Raw genomic sequence first — 16,263 nt, 5'->3', positions numbered from 1 at the left:
GCTGTCAGACGTAAGCGGCGGCTGACGCCGGGCCAGGCATTAAGCTAAAAGGTGGATCAAAACTTATGAATAAATGCGGTTTATGGGGCATGGCTGTCCTGTTGTTCATTTTCCAGTCGCTGTCAGGGACAGCGCGGGCCGACCAGGGCTGGCCGCGCAGCGTACAGGGCGCGACCGGAACGGTAACGCTTCACCAGGCACCGCAGCGCATTGTCTCCACCAGCGTCACGCTGACCGGCTCGCTGCTGGCGATTGACGCGCCGGTCATCGCCTCAGGCGCGACCGCACCGAAAAGCCGCCTGGCCGACGATCAGGGCTTCTTCCGTCAGTGGGGCGAGGTGGCAAAGCAGCGCCACGTTAAGCGGCTGTACATTGGTGAGCCGAGCGCCGAGGCGATTGCGGCGCAAGCCCCGGATCTGATTATCGTCAGCGCCACCGGTAATGACTCCGCCCTGAAGCTGGTCAGTCAGCTGTCCGCCATTGCCCCCACGCTGGTGGTCAACTACGACGATAAGAGCTGGCAGGATGTGGTTACGCTGCTGGGGCAGGCCACCGGCCATGAAGCACAGGCGGCGCAGCGCGTAAAAGAGTTCGACGATCGCGAAGCGGCGCTGAAGCAGGCCATTACGCTGCCGCCGCAGCCGGTCTCCGCGATGGTATGGAACGGTGAAGGCCGGGCGGTGAATCTGTGGACCGCCGCATCGGCGCAGGGCAAACTACTGCAGCAGCTCGGTTTTACCCTGGCGCAGCCGCCGGCCGGTACGCAACAGGGGCACAGCATGGGCCAGCGCAAAGATATTATTCAGCTCTCGGGCGAGAATCTCGCCGCCAGCCTGACCGGTCACAGCTTCCTGCTGTTTGCTGGCGATGACAAAACCGCGCAGTCAGTGCTGAGCAACCCGTTCCTGGCACAAAACGCGGCGGTGCGCGATAAGCAGGTCTATGCGCTGGGTATCGACACCTTCCGCCTGGATTACTACAGCGCCAGCAATCTGCTGACGCGTCTGCATCAGCTGTTCGTCAAATCATGATGTTTGCTGCGCCAGCACGGGCGCGGGCGCCTGATAGCGCCGTAATCCTTTCATCATCAGCCACATCATGACGCCAAGCAGTGTCGCGGCACAGCCAAACGCCGCGGCAGCCTGCGCCGGTAACAGCCACGAACCGAGGGCACCAATCAGCGCTGCGCCGAGGGCATCGCCGCACACGTTCTGCGCCGTCCACAGGCTGTTGATGCGGCCCAGCAGATGATCCGGCGTCAGCAGCTGAATCATCGCGTACTGCACCAGGCTGTTGATGGCACTGAAATAGCCGAAGCCCGCCAGACACAGCAGTGCCAGCCACAGCGTCGGCATCAGGCTGAACAGGCCCAGGGCGACGAAACCGGCCACGGCACTGCCCAGCACCAGCCGCCCCGGGCGCGCTGCCTGTTTCAGCCTGCCGCTGGTAAGTGCACCCACGGCGGCACCGAGTGGCACGGCGGCGTACAGCATACCGAGCTGGTCGGCGCTGACTGACCAGTGCGGTGCCAGCGCCGGGTACAACACGCGGATGGCGCTGGCCAGCGTCACCAGCGCACCGGTCAGCGCCACCATGCCGACCACCGGGCTGGCGAACAGGAACTGCACGCCGGTTGCCAGCGCCCGCAGCGGATGCTCGCGCGGCTGCGGAGGCGGGGGCAGCGCAGGTAGCTGCAGCAGCGTCAGCACCGTCAGCAGCGTGCCGAAGGCGGTCAGTCCGTAATTCCACAGCACGCCGCCGTGCGCGATCACCACACCCGCAATCGCCGGCGATAAAATCGAGCCGAAGCGCACCGTCAGCATGGTGATCGCGCCGGCCTGCATAATGTTTTCGCGTCCCACCAGCGCCGGCGTAGCGGCCAGCAGCGCCGTGACGCCAATCGCACCGAAAAAGCCGTCCCACAAGCCCAGCAGATAGACCGCCAGCAGCGAAGGCGCGGGCAGCGCGGCATTTATCGCCAGCGCGACAAAGCCCAGTCCGCAGGTGGTGCGGGCAAACAGGATCAATTTCTTACGCTCATAGCGATCGGCGAGCACGCCGCCGGTCAGCAGGCCAGTAAACATGCCGGCAGCGGACAGCGTGACGGCGAGGCCCACCAGCAGCGGTGAATGGGTCATCTGCTGAATCTGCACCGGCACGGCAACGGCCAGCATGCCGAGCGCCACAATCGAGATAAAACGCGCAATAAACACCGCGCGAAACGCCGCGTGGGTTTTCAGCAGTGAGAGATCGATAAAGTGAGAGGGTTTGTTCATTGTTTCGCCTTTTTGCACCAATTTTCCTCATCATCCGCGAGGCGACTCATGGTAACATAGGCAAACGCGAGTAATAACGATAACAAATATCATTATCACATTACGTTGCACTGCAACGACGTCGAACAGTGAAGGTTTAGAACGCTATGCGCCAGATCCGTGCATTAGCAGGCTCAGGGATTCTGCTTTTGCTCCTCTTGGCGCTCAGTCTGATGCTGGGTGCCAAATCAATACCGCTTTCCGATGTGTATCACGCTCTCACCGCCTCCTGCTCAAGCGCGGAGTGCATCATTGTGCGCGATGCGCGCCTGCCGCGCACGCTGGCCGGTCTGCTGGCGGGCGTGGCGCTGGGGCTGGCGGGCGCGCTGATGCAGAGCCTGACGCGTAATCCGCTGGCCGAGCCGGGCATTCTGGGCGTGAACGCCGGTGCCGGTTTTGCCATCGTGCTCGGCATCGCGCTGCTGGGGGCGGACTCCCCGCTGCAGTGGCTGATGCTGGCCTTCAGCGGCGCGCTGCTGGCAGCGCTGTTGATGACGGTGATTGGCGCGATGGGCGGCGGGCGCGTCAATCCGGTGCGTCTGACGCTGGCGGGCGTGGCGCTGGCGGCGGTGCTGGAGGGCTTAACCTCCGGCCTGTCGCTGCTCAATCCGGACATTTACGATCACCTGCGCTTCTGGCAGAGCGGCTCTTTAGATATCCGCGATTTCAGCGTGTTGCGTACCCTGAGCCCGGCGATGCTGGCCGGTGCGGCGCTGGCGCTGGGTCTGGCGCAATCGCTGAACAGCCTGAGCATGGGCGGTGATATGGCGGCGGCGCTGGGCACGCGCGTGGTGCGCACTCAACTGCTGGGCCTGCTGGCGATTGCCTTACTGAGCGGCGCGGCGACCGCCGCCGTCGGACCGATCGCTTTTATCGGCCTGATGACGCCGCATTTTGCCCGCTGGCTGGTGGGCAACGATCACCGCTGGCTGCTGCCGGCGACGGCGCTGATCACCCCGGCGCTGCTGCTGGCGGCGGATATTCTGGGGCGGATGATGGTGGCAGGCGAACTGCGTGTCTCAATAGTGACCGCCATCCTTGGCGCGCCGATGCTGATTTTGCTGGTACGGCGCCAGCGCGGGCGAGGTGGACTATGACGCGGCGTGCCTGGTTGCATGGCGGCTGGCTGCTATTAGCGTGTGCGCTGCTGACGTGGCTGGCGCTGACGCGCGGTGCGCTGCCGATTACGGCGGAGCAGGTGTGGCAGGCGCTGCGCGGGCAGGGAGCGGCCAACGTGCAGCTGATTGTGGTGGAGTGGCGGCTGCCGCGCGTGCTGATGGCGCTGCTGATCGGTGCGGCGCTGGGTGTCAGCGGGGCAATTTTTCAGTCGCTGCTGCGCAACCCGCTCGGTAGCCCGGATATTCTCGGCTTCAATACCGGCGCTTACAGCGGCGTGCTGGTGGCGCTGGTGCTGTTTAATCAGAGCATCACCGCGATGACCGGGGCCGCGCTGATCGGCGGTATCGCGACGGCTGCGCTGGTGTATCTGTTTGCCTGGCGCAACGGGGTGGAAACGTTTCGGTTAATCATCGTGGGCATCAGCGTGCGCGCGCTGCTGATGGCGCTCAATGCCTGGCTGATTATCAGCGCTTCGCTTGAGTCGGCGCTCAGCGCCGGGCTGTGGAGCGCCGGCTCGCTCAACGGCATCACCTGGGCGAAAACGCCGCCGGTGGTGACGGTGCTGCTGCTGTCGCTGCTGCTGGTGGCGCTGTTAACGCGCCGCATGCGTCTGCTGGAGATGGGCGACGACACCGCCTGCGCGCTCGGCGTGCCGGTGGAGCGCAGCCGCCTGTGGCTGATGCTGCTGGGCGTGCTATTGACCGCGGCGTCCACCGCGCTGGCGGGGCCGATCTCGTTCGTGGCGCTGCTGGCACCGCAGATTGCGCGCCGGCTGAGCGGCGGGGAAAAAGGCGCATTATGGCTGGCGGCGCTGTGCGGCGCGCTGCTGTTGTGCGCCGCCGATTATGCCGCGCAGCATCTGTTCCTGCCTTATCAACTGCCGGTTGGCGTGATTACCGTCAGCCTGGGCGGACTCTATCTGATTGCGTTACTGGTGCGGGAGGCGCGACGCCAATGATCGATATTCCTTCACGGCTGCATGGCGAAGGCCTGACGCTGGGTTATGACAAAAAGGTAGTGGCGGAAAATCTGTCGGTGGCGATTCCGCAAGGGGAGCTGACCGTGATTATCGGCCCTAACGCCTGCGGTAAATCCACCCTGCTGCGTACTCTCAGCCGCCTGCAGGCACCGCTGAAAGGCGACGTGCTGCTGGACGGCGAGGCGATTGCACGTTATCCCACCAAAGAGGTGGCGCGCCGTCTTGGCCTGCTGCCGCAGAGTTCAAACGCACCGGCGGGCATCAGCGTGAGCGAGCTGGTGGCGCGCGGACGTTATCCGCATCAGTCACTGTTTGGCCGCTGGCGCGCAGAGGATGAAGCGGCGGTACAGCAGGCGATGCTGGCCACCGGCGTGGCGGACCTGGCGCAACAGGCGGTCGATACCCTGTCCGGCGGGCAGCGTCAGCGCGTGTGGATTGCCATGGTACTGGCGCAGCAGACGCCGATGCTGCTGCTGGATGAGCCCACCACCTGGCTGGATATAACCCACCAGATTGAGCTGCTTGAGCTGATGCAGACGCTCAATCAGCAACATGGCCGCACGCTGGTAGTGGTGCTGCACGACCTTAATCACGCCTGCCGCTACGCCACCCACCTGATCGCCATGCGTCACGGGAAGATCATTGCCGAGGGCAAGCCTGGCGAGATTGTGACGCCAGCGCTGATTGAGCAGGTGTACGGATTACGCTGTGTGATTGTTGAGGATCCGGTGGCGCATACGCCAATGATTGTGCCGCTGGGGCGCGGGCGCTAAGGCGAAAGAAAGGGCTGTTGTTTAAACGTTTTCTGCCATACGGTTCCCTCTCCCGCCGGGAGAGGGTTAGAGTGAGGGCAAAACCGCTACGCCAGCAACTGCTGCAACAGCGGCCCGATCTGCTCAAACATGCGAGGCGAGATAATCTCGACGTGGGCGCAATCCATCGGCCACACCGTCAGCTCACCGACATAGGGCGCCCAGGCGCGGCGCGCATCCTGGCCTGGCTGCTGCGTCTGTTCGGCGAGGAACAGCGTAGCGCGGCCGCCGAAGCGTGCGCTGCGCGCCGTGGCCAGCAGACGCACCGAGCTGGCGTAGTTGGCTTCGATGGTATCGAACATGGCCTGCATCTCTTCACCGGCCTGATGGCGCTGCGCGGCGATAAACTGTTCGCGCTCGCGATTCACTTCCTCCAGTACCGCCGGATCCAGCACATTCTCGCCGCGCTTCTCATCCCAGTTCTGCGTTTCCGGCGGCCAGGTGTCGAGCAGGCCAAGGAAGGCGACCTCTTCACCCGCCGCTTCCAGCCGGGCAGCAATGCCCTGCGCCAGCGTACCGCCCAGCGAGTAGCCGAGGAAATAGTAGGGCCCGTGCGGTTGTACCTCGCGCAGCGTACGCAAATGCGCTTCACAGACCTCATCGAGATGCGCGCTCTGATTCAGCGGTCCCTGAGTATCAGGCGACTGAATGCCGACCAGTGACCAGCGTGGGTCAAGGTAACGCTGCAGCACGCTGAACTGCCAGGCGAAGCCGGACGCCGGGTGGAAGCAGAACAGCGTCGGTCCGCTGCCTTTACGCAGCGGCAGCACCGCTTCAAAGCCTGCCTGCTGATGGGATTGTCCATCGCTCAGCAGCGTCGCCAGTTTTTCAACCGTCGGGGCGATCATGATCTGCCCAACCGAGACCGGCAGCTGGAGCTCGCGGCGCAGCTGCGCAGCCAGGCGCATCGCCAGCAGCGAATGGCCACCGAGCGCAAAGAAATCATCCTGCGCACCGATCGTGTCACAGGTCAGCAGGCGGCAGAACGCTGCGGCCAGCGTGCTCTCTAAACCGGGCAGTGGCGCGCGCCCCTGGCGCTGCGTGGTGCTCTGCGGCAGCGGCAGCGCTTTGCGATCCAGTTTGCCGTTGCTGCTGAGCGGCAGCGCCTCCAGCTGGACGATGGCCACCGGCACCATGTGTGCCGGTAGCTGCTGTGCCAGCGCCTGACGCAGCGCATCGCCATCCACCGGCTGAGGCGCAACCACGTAGCCCACCAGCTGACGCGCATCGCCCTGTGCCGCCGCACTGCCCAGCACCACCGCATGCGTCACCGCCTGCTCAATGCCGGGCTGGGCGCACAGCGCATGATCGATTTCGTTCAGCTCAATGCGCTGACCGCGGATCTTCAGCTGGTCATCGCTGCGCCCGAGATACTCCACCGCACCGTTGTCCAGCCAGCGCGCTACGTCGCCGGTCAGGTACATGCGCTCGCCAGCGGCGTACGGGTCGGCGATAAAGCGGCTGGCGGTCAGCTCCGGCCGGTTGAGATAGCCGTGCGCCAGCTGAATGCCGGTAAGATAGAGATCGCCGGCCACGCCCGGCGGCACCGGCTGCATTTGCGCATCAAGAATGCGCAGACCGGTGTTCCACACCGGGAAGCCGATCGGTACGCTCGGGGCATCGACGGCGGCGAGCGCCGCGCCATACGCCGGATACCAGCTGACATCAACGGCCGCTTCGGTCGGCCCATACAGATTGTGCAGCGGCACGCGGGTCAATGTTTCCCAGCTGCGCGACAGATCGGTGGGCAATGCTTCACCGCTGCAGAACACATTGCGCAGGCTGGCGCAGCACGCTATCGCGGCCGGGTGGTCGAGCGCCGCGACAAAGGCCGCCAGCATCGAGGGTACGAAATGCGTGGTGGTGACTTTGTAGCGGGCAAACAGTTGCTGTAAGGCTTCCGGATCGCGGTGTGCATCCGGCGGCGCCATCACCAGCTGCGCGCCGACCAGCAGCGGCCAGAAGAACTCCCACACCGAGACATCAAAGCTGCTCGGCGTTTTCTGCAGCACCACGTCATCCGCCTGCAGCGGATAACGATCCTGCATCCACAGCAGGCGATTAACGATCGCCTGATGGCCGACCAGTACGCCTTTCGGCCGGCCGGTAGAGCCGGAGGTATAGATGATGTACGCGCCATCCTGCGGCGTCGGCGCGCTGGGCGGGGCCGGTGCATGTTCGGCATTGTACAGGGTGTCAAAGTGCAGCTGACTGACCGGCGCGATGGCGCCGAAGCGGGCACTGAGCGCGGCAGTGGTAATCAGCGTTTTGGGCGCGGCGTCTTCCAGCATCAGCTGGAGCCGCTCGTCCGGATAGCCGGTATCCAGCGGCAGATAAGCGGCCCCGAGCGTCACAATCGCCTGCAGCGCCAGCGACAGCTGCACCGAACGCGGCAGCGCCACGGCGACGATATCGCCCCGCTGCACGCCGGCCGCGCTGAGATCGGCCGCCAGCGCGAATACCTGCTGCTGCATCTGGCGATAGTTCAGCTGGTGCTGCGCATCGGCCAGTGCCGGTGCGTCCGGGGTGCGCTGCGCCTGCTGCGCCAGCAGCGACGCCAGGGTTTCCGCCGGCAGCGGATGGGCGGTCTGATTGATGGCCGCAATCTGCTGCTGCTCCGCTGGCGTCAGCAGATCGAGCTCGCCCAGCGCGCGCTGCGGCTGCGCGGCCAGCTGGCTGAGCAGCAGGGCAAAGCGGCTGGCATGGCGCTGCAGCGTCTCGGCAGCATAGCGCTGCGCGTTCGCCAGCAGCTCCAGCGTCAGATCGCCGTGCTCGCTGAGATAAATCGCGATTTCCAGATCGCGCACCGGGCCGGAGGCCAGCTGATGCGTGATGCCTTCAATGCCGGCGAAATCGAGCTGGTAGTCAAACATCTTCAGGTTGATCACCGGGCCATACAGCGGATCGCTATCGCCGAGGCGGCCGAGATCGCGCTGCACCTGTTCAGCATCGTAACGCTGATGGCGGCGCATTTTTTTCACTTCCGCGGCCAGCTGAGCGGCGAGATCGCCGAGCGTTTGTCCCGGCTGATAGTGCACCGCCATCGGCAGCACGTTAATCACCGGACCGGTGGCGCACAGCGCGGCGGAGCCGATGCGGCGCATGAAGATGAAGCCGGCAGCAAAATCATTTTGCCCGCTGAGGCGAGCCAGCCACAGCGCTACCAGCGCAAAGGCCAGATCGGCGGCGCTGTGCTGTGGATGCTGGCTGGTCAGCGTGTGGAAACGGTGACGATCCAGCGTAACGCTGTGGCGCAGCAGATCGGTGCTGGCGCTCTGACCGGCCAGCGGCAGCGGCGACAGCGAGGCGGGCGCGGGCAGGGCGCGGCCTTTTTCGCGCCAGAATTCGCCGTCACGGGTGTAAGACGCCGATTGCTGATAGCGCTGATACTCGTCAACCACGGCGCTGAACGGAATAAACGGTGTCGGCTCAGGCGGCTGCTGCTGTACGGCGGCGCTGTACAGGTTGGCGATGCGGCGCGTCAGCGCGGTAAAGCTGAAGCCATCCACCACCAGATGGTGATAGCGCTGATACCAGAACCAGTGCTGCTCGCCGAGGCGGAACAGGCGATGGTGCCACAGCGGCGCGCCGCTCAGCACGCGCAGGTCGCCCTGCATATCGGCGCGCATCTGTGCGCGCGCAACGGCGGCGGCATCCGCTTCGCCGCGCAGATCAACGATGTCTGGCAGGCTGAAGGTCTGCGGCTGCGGCCACTGCAGCGGCTCGCCGTCGATTTCGCCGAACGCCATATTCAGGGTATCGGCTTCCTGCATGCCGTCGACAATGGCCTGCGCCAGCAGCGCACTGTTGATGTCGCCGCGCAGTTCGACAAAGTGCGCGACCGCGTAGGCGTTGTGATGGCGGCTGAGCTGGTCGGCGATCCAGATGCCAGGCTGCGCTGCCACCAGCGGCAGAGTTTGTTGGTCAATCATAGTGTCGTTCATCAGAGAATTTACTGTCGCTCCGGTTCACGTCTGGCGTGATGAATGAATTTGGATTGCGCCACAAAGCTTGCAGACCGTCGAGCAGGCCACCGCGCCAGCACAGCGCGTCATGGCCGCCCTCTACCGGCTGGTAATGCACCTGATAGCCGGCAGCGGTAAGTTGTTGTTGTAATTGTTGATTGGCTTGCAGAATCAGGCCTTCACGCTGGCCTGCCTCCAGCCAGAAACGCAGCGGCTGGCGAGGTGCCAGGCCATGGTCCAGCGCCTGCAACAGCCAGCCATGCGGGTTACCACGCTCCGGCCACCAGAAGGAGCCGGACAGGCTGAGCGCATTACCAAAGGTGTGGGGAAAGTGCAGCGCGGCAAACACCGCGGCCAGACCGCCAAAGCTTTGTCCGGCAACCAGCGTGCGCGCCGGCTGCGCATCGTACGGCATCCAGCGTGCTACCTGCGGCAACAGCTCCTGCTGCACCGCCTGCCAGAATTGCGGATTGCATGGCAGCTCGCGGCTGCGGTGTTCGCGATCGATGATGTCGATAAACAGGTAGACCGCCGGCGGCAGCTTGCCCGCGGCGGTCAGCTGCTGCAGCGGTCCGGCGATCGGCATCTGCTGCGCCCAGAACTGACCATCGAGCAGTATCGCCAGCGGACGCGGGCCGTGCTGCGCCTCGCCTGTAGCGTACAGCCACACCCGGCGACGATTGCCGAGCAGCGCGCTGTCCCACTGCTGCTCCTGCAGCGTCAGCGCCGGGGTGCGGCCCTCATCCACCGCACGCCACACCTGCTGGTCGGGCGCGTCAGGCAGGTGCAGTGGTGACACGCCCATGCCGCGTCCGCCGGACCAGCTGCGCAGCGGATTGAGCGCATCGGCCTGCGCGGCAGGGAATTTTTCGCGCCACCAGTGGCGCAGCGCATGCATGTCAGGCTCGCCGCTGAAATCGCTGGCCTGCCGATCCGGCATCAGGCAGTAGCTGCCGCGCCAGTGTGACGGCAGCACGGTTTGCCAGTACCAGACATCGCTACTGGCGACGCGCATCAGCGATTGCGGCGGGCGATGCTGGTGGTGATCGGTCACGCCGGTGATGTTGATCCACACGCGCTGGGTGTGGGAGGTGGTTTCACTGCCTTGCGGATCGCGCCAGAAGAAGGTCACCAGACAGGTGCCATCCTGCTGCGGCTCAATGCGCGGAATGCCCTGAGTCTGTTGCTCCTGCCACCAGGCTTCGCTACCAATTCCATCATTTCGCCAGGTCATAGGGGCTGCCAGTCGCCGTCTGTACGGGGAGGTTTACATAGGATTGATAAATAATACTATTGATAATTATTTGCATTTGCAATAGGGTGACTGCGCTCAAAATGAGCACGCACGTTCCGTCTGGCACCCGGTAAGTCATGGGATTCAGCAAAGGATGGCCCTGCCAGGTGTGAACGGCTGCGCGATAAAGACAGGGATCTTCTCACCGGCTCGCCAGTCACTCCGCTGTGGCGCAGAACTGGCCTTCCAGGAATGAAAAAAAATGAAGCATTACTCGCGGTTAACCTTCGCTATTTTGATTGAACTGGGGCTCAGCGCCTCACTGCTTTCCGGCAGCGCCTGGGCAGCAGAGACTTCCAGCAAGACGACTTCCAGCAACGCCTCTTCTCCCGATGCCAGCGCAATGGACGGTGGCACCTTAATGGTGACGGCCCAGCAGCAGACGCTGCAGGCACCGGGGGTTTCCACCATCACCGCCGATGAGATCAAAAAGCATCCGCCGGCGCGCGATGTTTCAGAAATTATCCGTACCATGCCGGGGGTTAACCTGACCGGTAACTCGACCAGCGGCCAGCGCGGCAACAACCGTCAGATCGATATTCGCGGCATGGGACCGGAAAATACCCTGATCATGGTGGACGGCATGCCGATCACCAGCCGTAACTCAGTGCGTCTCGGCTGGCGCGGTGAGCGTGATACGCGCGGCGATACCAACTGGGTGCCGCCGGAGATGATTGATCACATCGACGTGATTCGCGGGCCGGCCGCGGTGCGCTACGGTAACGGCGCGGCGGGCGGTGTGGTGAACATCATCACCAAAAAGTACAGCGATCAGCAGTGGCACGGTTCGTGGAATACCTACTTCAACGCGCCGGAACACAAATCGGAAGGGGCGACCAAACGCACCAACTTCAGCCTTGAAGGGCCGCTGGGCGACGACTTCAACTTCCGGCTGTATGGCGGTTTAGCCAAAACCCAGGCCGACGCGTACGACATCAATGAAGGGCATGCGGCAGCGCGCACCGGCAGCTATGCTGGCAGCTACCCGGCAGGCCGCGAAGGCTCGGTTAACAAAGATATCAATGCGTTGCTGAGCTGGGCGTTTGCCCCTATGCAGACGCTGGAGCTGCAGGCCGGTTACAGTCGTCAGGGCAACCTGTACGCGGGCGATACGCAGAACACCAACACTAACGCGCTGGTGAAAAGCCTGTACGGCGATGAAACCAACCGTCTGTATCGCCAGAATATTTCACTGAAATGGACAGGCGCGTGGGATAACGGCATCAGCACCAGCAGCTGGGCGCGCTACGAGAAAACCCGCAATACGCGCATTAATGAAGGTCTGGCGGGCGGCACGGAAGGGATCTTCTCCAACAGCGGGTTCAATACCATTCAGCTGGACGATGTGCTGCTGCACAGTGAAATCAGCCTGCCGTTTGAGCTGGGCGTCAATCAGACCGCGACGCTGGGCACCGAGTGGAACCAGCAGCGCATGAAGGATCCTTCGTCGACCACCCAGGCCGCCAGTAACGGTGCCGTGCCAGGCATCGCCAGCACCGGCCGCAGTCCTTATGCCCAGGCGGAGATTTTCTCCCTGTTTGCCGAAGACAACATGGAGCTGACCGACAGCACCATGCTGACGCCGGCGCTGCGCTTCGATCATCACTCCATCGTTGGCAACAACTGGAGCCCGTCGCTTAACCTGTCGCAGGGGCTGGGCGATGACTTCACGCTGAAGATGGGGATTGGCCGGGCCTACAAAGCGCCGAGTCTGTACCAGACGAACCCGAACTACCTGCTGTACAGCAACGGCCAGGGCTGCGCCGCCAGCACCGGCGCCTGCTATTTGCAGGGTAATCCGAATCTGAAAGCGGAAAACAGCATCAATAAAGAAGTTGGGCTGGAGTGGAAGCATGAAGGTTATCAGGCCGGTCTGACCTGGTTCCGTAACGACTACCGCAACAAGATTGAAGCCGGCTATGCGCCTTCAGGTAAAGCCTCTAACGGCACCACGGATATCTATCGCTGGGAGAACGTGCCGAAAGCAGTGGTGGAAGGGCTGGAAGGTACGGTCAATGTTCCTTTCTCTGACAGCGTGATGTGGAATAACAACTTTACCTACATGCTGCAGAGCAAGAACAAGGAGACCGGCGATCGTCTGTCGATCATTCCGGAGTATACGCTGAACTCGACACTGAGCTGGCAGGCAACGCAGGATCTGTCGCTGCAAACCACCCTGACGTGGTACGGCACCCAGACACCGAAGAAGTATGACTACAAAGGACAGCCGGTGACCGGCAGCGCCACCGACAAAGTGAGCCCGTACTCGATTGTCGGCATGAGCGGTACTTACGATATCAATAAGTATGCCAGCGTGACGCTGGGCATCGATAACCTGTTCGATAAGCGCCACTTCCGTGAGGGCAATGCGCAAACCACCGGTAATGCTACCACCGGCGCTTATCTCTACGGTGCCGGTGCCAATACCTATAACGAATCAGGCCGTACTTACTATATGAGCCTCAACACCCACTTCTGATGGCGTTCAGCCAATCAGTTGCGTTGGCAAACAGCAGCGGGCGACCAGTCCGCTGCTGTCTTCGCGGTTGACCAGTTCCAGCCTGCCGCGATGCATCTGCACAATACGCAGCACAATGTTCAGGCCCAGGCCGCTGCCGCCATAGCGTTGATCGCGCCGCCGGAACGCCTGCGTCAGCTCTTCTGCCGCATCGGCATCAATACCCGGCCCCTGATCCCACACTTCAACCCAGACCTGCTGTTGCACCTGACGCAGCTTCACCTGCACGCTGCTGCCTTCCGGACTGTAGCGCGACGCGTTCTCCAGCAAATTGCGCAGCATCAGGCGCAGCAGCACCGCTTCACCCTGCTGCGGCACATCGTCGCCGTCTGGCCAGTGCAGCGTCTGCTGACGCTGGGCATACAGTTCAGCCATCTCCGGCATCAGCGGCTGCATGATGTCACGCTGCCACTGCAGCTGCTGATAGTGGCCGCCCGCCAGCGCCTGACCGGCGCGCGACAGCATCAGCAGCTGTTCGACGGTGTGCATCAACTGGTCGATACGCTCAATCAGCATGGCGCTTTGCGGCACCTGCTGCTGATGCAGAAGCTCAAGATGCAGGCGCAGCCCGGCCAGCGGCGTACGCAGCTCGTGCGCGGCGTCGGCGGTGAATAATCGCTCCTGCTGCAGCGTGTGGTCGAGACGGGAAAACAGCTGGTTGATGGAGGAGGTGACCGCAACAATCTCATCCATCTCGGAGTAAATCGGCAGCGGCGTCAGGTTGTCGGCAGAGCGGTGGGCAAGGCTGTCCTGTAACGATTTGAGCGGACGGATAATCCAGTTGATGGCCCAGAACGACAGCAGCAGCGTCAGGCTTACCATCACCAGCGAAGGCAGCAACAGCGAAGCGATGGCCTCACGGATCTCATTCTCCACGCGATCGTTACGCGCCTGGGCCGACAGGGTTTCGTTGACGAGGAAACTGATCTGTTCGCGGCTTTCGTGCCACAGCCAGATGGCACTCATCACCTGGCAGGTGAGGAGAATCAGCGCCAGCATAATCAGTAACCGCTGACGCATGCTGTTCATTCGCGCAATTCCAGCCGGTAGCCAACGCCGCGCACGGTTTTGATGCGATCTTTCCCCAGCTTGCGGCGCAGATTATGAATGTGAACTTCTAAAGTGTTGGAGCCGGGATCGTCGTTCCAGCTGTAGAGATCCTGCTGCAGCGTTTCGCGATGCACATTCTGCCCCACGCGCATCAGCAGACGGGTGAGCAGGGCAAACTCTTTGGGGGTGATCTCCAGCGGCAGATTCTCCAGCAGCACCTGCTGCGAGCTGAGATTGAGCGTCAGATCGCCCTGCTGCAGCAGGTTGTCGCTGTGCCCCTGATAGCGGCGGATCAGCGCGCGCACCCGCGCCTGCAGTTCTGCCAGCGCAAACGGCTTGACCAGGTAATCATCGGCACCGGCGTCCAGCCCGTCAACGCGATCCTCCAGCGCATCGCGCGCGGTCAGGATCAGCACCGGCACCGCGATGCCGTCGCGTCGCCACTGGCGCAGCAGCGTGGCGCCATCGCGATCCGGCAGACCGAGATCCAGCACGATCAGGCTGTACTGGCTGCTGCGCAGCAGGGCGTTGCTTTCCGCCGCGCTGCCAGCGCAATCCACGGCGTAGCCCTCGCTGCTCAGCGCCTGCGCCAGGCCCGATTGTAACAACGCATCATCTTCAACGATCAACAGTTTCATTAGTTGTTCTTGTTAATGTCGGTATAGAGCCGGCTCTCAAAGCGCACCAGCGGAATCCGCCGCGTTTTCTGGTCTTCCGGCGGTACCGCATAGCCAGAGAGGAACTGGACAAAGGCCACGCGCGCACCGCTCGACGTGGTGATGAACCCAGCCAGATTATAGACGCCCTGTAGCGAACCGGTTTTTGCCGACACTTTGCCATCCAGCCCCGCTTCGTGCAGACCGCCGCGATACTGCAGCGTGCCGTCATAACCCGCCAGCGGCAGCATCGAAATATAATTCAGCGTGGCGTCATTTTTGGCGATGAACTGCAGCACCTGCATCATGGTCTCCGGCGCGATCAGGTCGTGACGCGACAGGCCGGAACCATCCACCTGAATACTGTTGCCGAGGTCGACGCCGGCTTTTTCGCGCAGCACACGCCTGACCGCATCCGAACCGGCGCGGAAGGTGCCCGGCACGTTAAAGTAGTGATGGCCGATGGTGCGGAACACGGTATCAGCGATCATGTTGTCTGACTTTTTCAGCATGGTGTGCAGCAGGTTGTGCAGCGGTGCGGACTGCGTTGAGGCCAGCACCGTGCCCGGTGATGTCACCTGCGTCTGGCGCACTAAATGGCCGCTGTAATCAATATCGGCGTCGCGCAGCTGCGCTTTAAGGATCTCGCCGGCCCACGCGGCGCCATCCTGCACGGCAAACGCCAGGGGTAGCGGTTCCGCACGCTGGCGCATACAGCCGGTCAGCGTGTAGCGATTGAGCTCGCCGGGCACCACGTCGAGCTCGCAATACTGCCCGTCACCGCTGTTGCGTCCGATCGTCCGCACCTGACTGAACATGTGCGCCGGATAGTAAGAGGCGATGCGCACAAAGGCGTTTTCGCCGGGCGTATTGGCACTGTAGAGCGAAACCGAGAAGCAGTTTTTATCAACAATCGCCGCACCTGGCGGGGCGCTGAAGCACTGTGTCAGATCGTTCCACGGCCAGCCTGGCGCCATATCGTGACTGGCGAACACCGAGGTGTCGATCACCAGATTGCCTTTGATATGGTTGATGCCCTGCTTTTTCAGCGCCGCCACCATATTGCGCAGATCCTGGCGGCTAAGCGTCGGATCGCCGGCAAAGCGCGCCACCAGGTCGCCGTTTAAGGTGCCATCGCTGACCGCGCCTTTGGTCTCCAGCGTGGTCTGAAAACGGAAGTCCGGACCCAGCTCCAGCAGTGCCGCCAGCGCGGTGATCACTTTCATGGTACTGGCCGGCAACGCCATCTGTTTGCCGTGATAGTCGATTATCGGGGTGGATGCGCCCACTTTTTGTACCATCAGCGCCAGGTTTGCGCCGTCTGGCAAATACTGCATGTATTCTTCAACGGGTGCTGCTTGTGCCTGCAGCATAAACGCACAGGTTAATCCGGTAACAAGTCGTGAAAATCGCATAATCTCGCGGTAACTGACGGGTGAAGGCGTCAATACTATGTCCCCGGACGGTGCAAAGTAAACAATGACCCACAGGGAACTCTGGGGTAAAATACGTATCAAAATGCAAAACCGATACCTGACCCGGAAAGCTTTCCGGG

The 16,263-nt window shown here is 62.6% G+C and carries 11 protein-coding genes; 5 read left to right on the top strand and 6 right to left on the bottom strand.

What is annotated here, in order from left to right; all coding sequences use genetic code 11:
* The first annotated feature begins 65 nt into the window (after positions 1-65).
* The gene (fepB, locus tag F3J41_RS12790; protein ID WP_058774890.1) at positions 66-1,031 is read left to right on the top strand and encodes a Fe2+-enterobactin ABC transporter substrate-binding protein; all 966 of its coding nucleotides are present in this window, start codon (positions 66-68) and stop codon (positions 1,029-1,031) included.
* On the opposite strand, the gene entS is transcribed toward fepB, so the two are convergent.
* Positions 1,026-2,276 (bottom strand): enterobactin transporter EntS, encoded by a 1,251-nt coding sequence (entS, locus tag F3J41_RS12785; protein ID WP_166711376.1) that lies wholly within the window; start codon positions 2,274-2,276, stop codon positions 1,026-1,028. The genes fepB and entS overlap by 6 nt on opposite strands.
* A 146-nt stretch (positions 2,277-2,422) precedes the next feature.
* Here entS and fepD point away from each other — a divergent pair, with 146 nt between their 5' ends.
* Genes fepD through F3J41_RS12770 form a run of 3 tightly spaced genes read left to right on the top strand, consistent with a single transcriptional unit; the run spans position 2,423 to position 5,186 of the window.
* Positions 2,423-3,412 carry a Fe(3+)-siderophore ABC transporter permease gene (gene fepD / locus F3J41_RS12780; RefSeq protein ID WP_166711374.1) on the top strand — a complete coding sequence of 330 codons (990 nt, stop codon included), beginning with the start codon at positions 2,423-2,425 and terminating at the stop codon, positions 3,410-3,412.
* Positions 3,409-4,392, top strand: a complete 984-nt coding sequence (gene fepG, locus F3J41_RS12775; protein WP_058759584.1) for an iron-enterobactin ABC transporter permease — start codon at positions 3,409-3,411, stop codon at positions 4,390-4,392. Before fepD ends, fepG begins: the two co-directional genes overlap by 4 nt.
* On the top strand, positions 4,389-5,186 hold the full coding sequence (locus tag F3J41_RS12770; protein ID WP_166711372.1) for an ATP-binding cassette domain-containing protein: 798 nt from the start codon (positions 4,389-4,391) through the stop codon (positions 5,184-5,186). The genes fepG and F3J41_RS12770 overlap by 4 nt, the downstream gene beginning before the upstream one ends.
* An 86-nt stretch (positions 5,187-5,272) precedes the next feature.
* Here F3J41_RS12770 and F3J41_RS12765 read toward each other — a convergent pair whose 3' ends face one another.
* Positions 5,273-9,157, bottom strand: a complete 3,885-nt coding sequence (locus tag F3J41_RS12765) for an enterobactin synthase subunit F (protein WP_247656284.1) — start codon at positions 9,155-9,157, stop codon at positions 5,273-5,275.
* Positions 9,150-10,424, bottom strand: a complete 1,275-nt coding sequence (fes, locus tag F3J41_RS12760) for an enterochelin esterase (protein ID WP_166711368.1) — start codon at positions 10,422-10,424, stop codon at positions 9,150-9,152. The genes F3J41_RS12765 and fes overlap by 8 nt, the downstream gene beginning before the upstream one ends.
* A gap of 262 nt (positions 10,425-10,686) precedes the next feature.
* Here fes and F3J41_RS12755 point away from each other — a divergent pair, with 262 nt between their 5' ends.
* Positions 10,687-12,963 (top strand): TonB-dependent siderophore receptor, encoded by a 2,277-nt coding sequence (locus F3J41_RS12755; RefSeq protein WP_166711367.1) that lies wholly within the window; start codon positions 10,687-10,689, stop codon positions 12,961-12,963.
* A gap of 6 nt (positions 12,964-12,969) precedes the next feature.
* Here F3J41_RS12755 and pmrB read toward each other — a convergent pair whose 3' ends face one another.
* The 3 genes from pmrB to dacB are packed head-to-tail and all read right to left on the bottom strand — an operon-like array spanning position 12,970 to position 16,123.
* The gene (gene pmrB / locus F3J41_RS12750) at positions 12,970-14,031 is read right to left on the bottom strand and encodes a two-component system sensor histidine kinase PmrB (protein ID WP_021507712.1); all 1,062 of its coding nucleotides are present in this window, start codon (positions 14,029-14,031) and stop codon (positions 12,970-12,972) included.
* Entirely contained in the window at positions 14,028-14,690 is a 663-nt protein-coding gene (pmrA, locus tag F3J41_RS12745; RefSeq protein WP_021507711.1) for a two-component system response regulator PmrA, read from the bottom strand. The genes pmrB and pmrA overlap by 4 nt, the downstream gene beginning before the upstream one ends.
* Positions 14,690-16,123 (bottom strand): serine-type D-Ala-D-Ala carboxypeptidase, encoded by a 1,434-nt coding sequence (gene dacB, locus F3J41_RS12740; RefSeq protein WP_104094036.1) that lies wholly within the window; start codon positions 16,121-16,123, stop codon positions 14,690-14,692. Before dacB ends, pmrA begins: the two co-directional genes overlap by 1 nt.
* Positions 16,124-16,263 lie beyond the last annotated feature (140 nt).

The organism is Pantoea sp. Ap-870, assembly GCF_011752515.1.
GTDB lineage: Bacteria > Pseudomonadota > Gammaproteobacteria > Enterobacterales > Enterobacteriaceae > Pantoea > Pantoea dispersa.
The sequence above is the reverse complement of the archived record's forward strand: the minus strand, read 5'-3'. Positions and strand labels throughout refer to the sequence as shown.

Coding starts and splice junctions, on each gene's coding strand:
- fepB (WP_058774890.1), top strand. CDS start 66: ATGAATAAATGCGGTTTATGGGGCATGGCTGTCCTGTTGTTCATTTTC.
- entS (WP_166711376.1), bottom strand. CDS start 2,276: ATGAACAAACCCTCTCACTTTATCGATCTCTCACTGCTGAAAACCCAC.
- fepD (WP_166711374.1), top strand. CDS start 2,423: ATGCGCCAGATCCGTGCATTAGCAGGCTCAGGGATTCTGCTTTTGCTC.
- fepG (WP_058759584.1), top strand. CDS start 3,409: ATGACGCGGCGTGCCTGGTTGCATGGCGGCTGGCTGCTATTAGCGTGT.
- F3J41_RS12770 (WP_166711372.1), top strand. CDS start 4,389: ATGATCGATATTCCTTCACGGCTGCATGGCGAAGGCCTGACGCTGGGT.
- F3J41_RS12765 (WP_247656284.1), bottom strand. CDS start 9,157: ATGATTGACCAACAAACTCTGCCGCTGGTGGCAGCGCAGCCTGGCATC.
- fes (WP_166711368.1), bottom strand. CDS start 10,424: ATGACCTGGCGAAATGATGGAATTGGTAGCGAAGCCTGGTGGCAGGAG.
- F3J41_RS12755 (WP_166711367.1), top strand. CDS start 10,687: ATGAAGCATTACTCGCGGTTAACCTTCGCTATTTTGATTGAACTGGGG.
- pmrB (WP_021507712.1), bottom strand. CDS start 14,031: ATGAACAGCATGCGTCAGCGGTTACTGATTATGCTGGCGCTGATTCTC.
- pmrA (WP_021507711.1), bottom strand. CDS start 14,690: ATGAAACTGTTGATCGTTGAAGATGATGCGTTGTTACAATCGGGCCTG.
- dacB (WP_104094036.1), bottom strand. CDS start 16,123: ATGCGATTTTCACGACTTGTTACCGGATTAACCTGTGCGTTTATGCTG.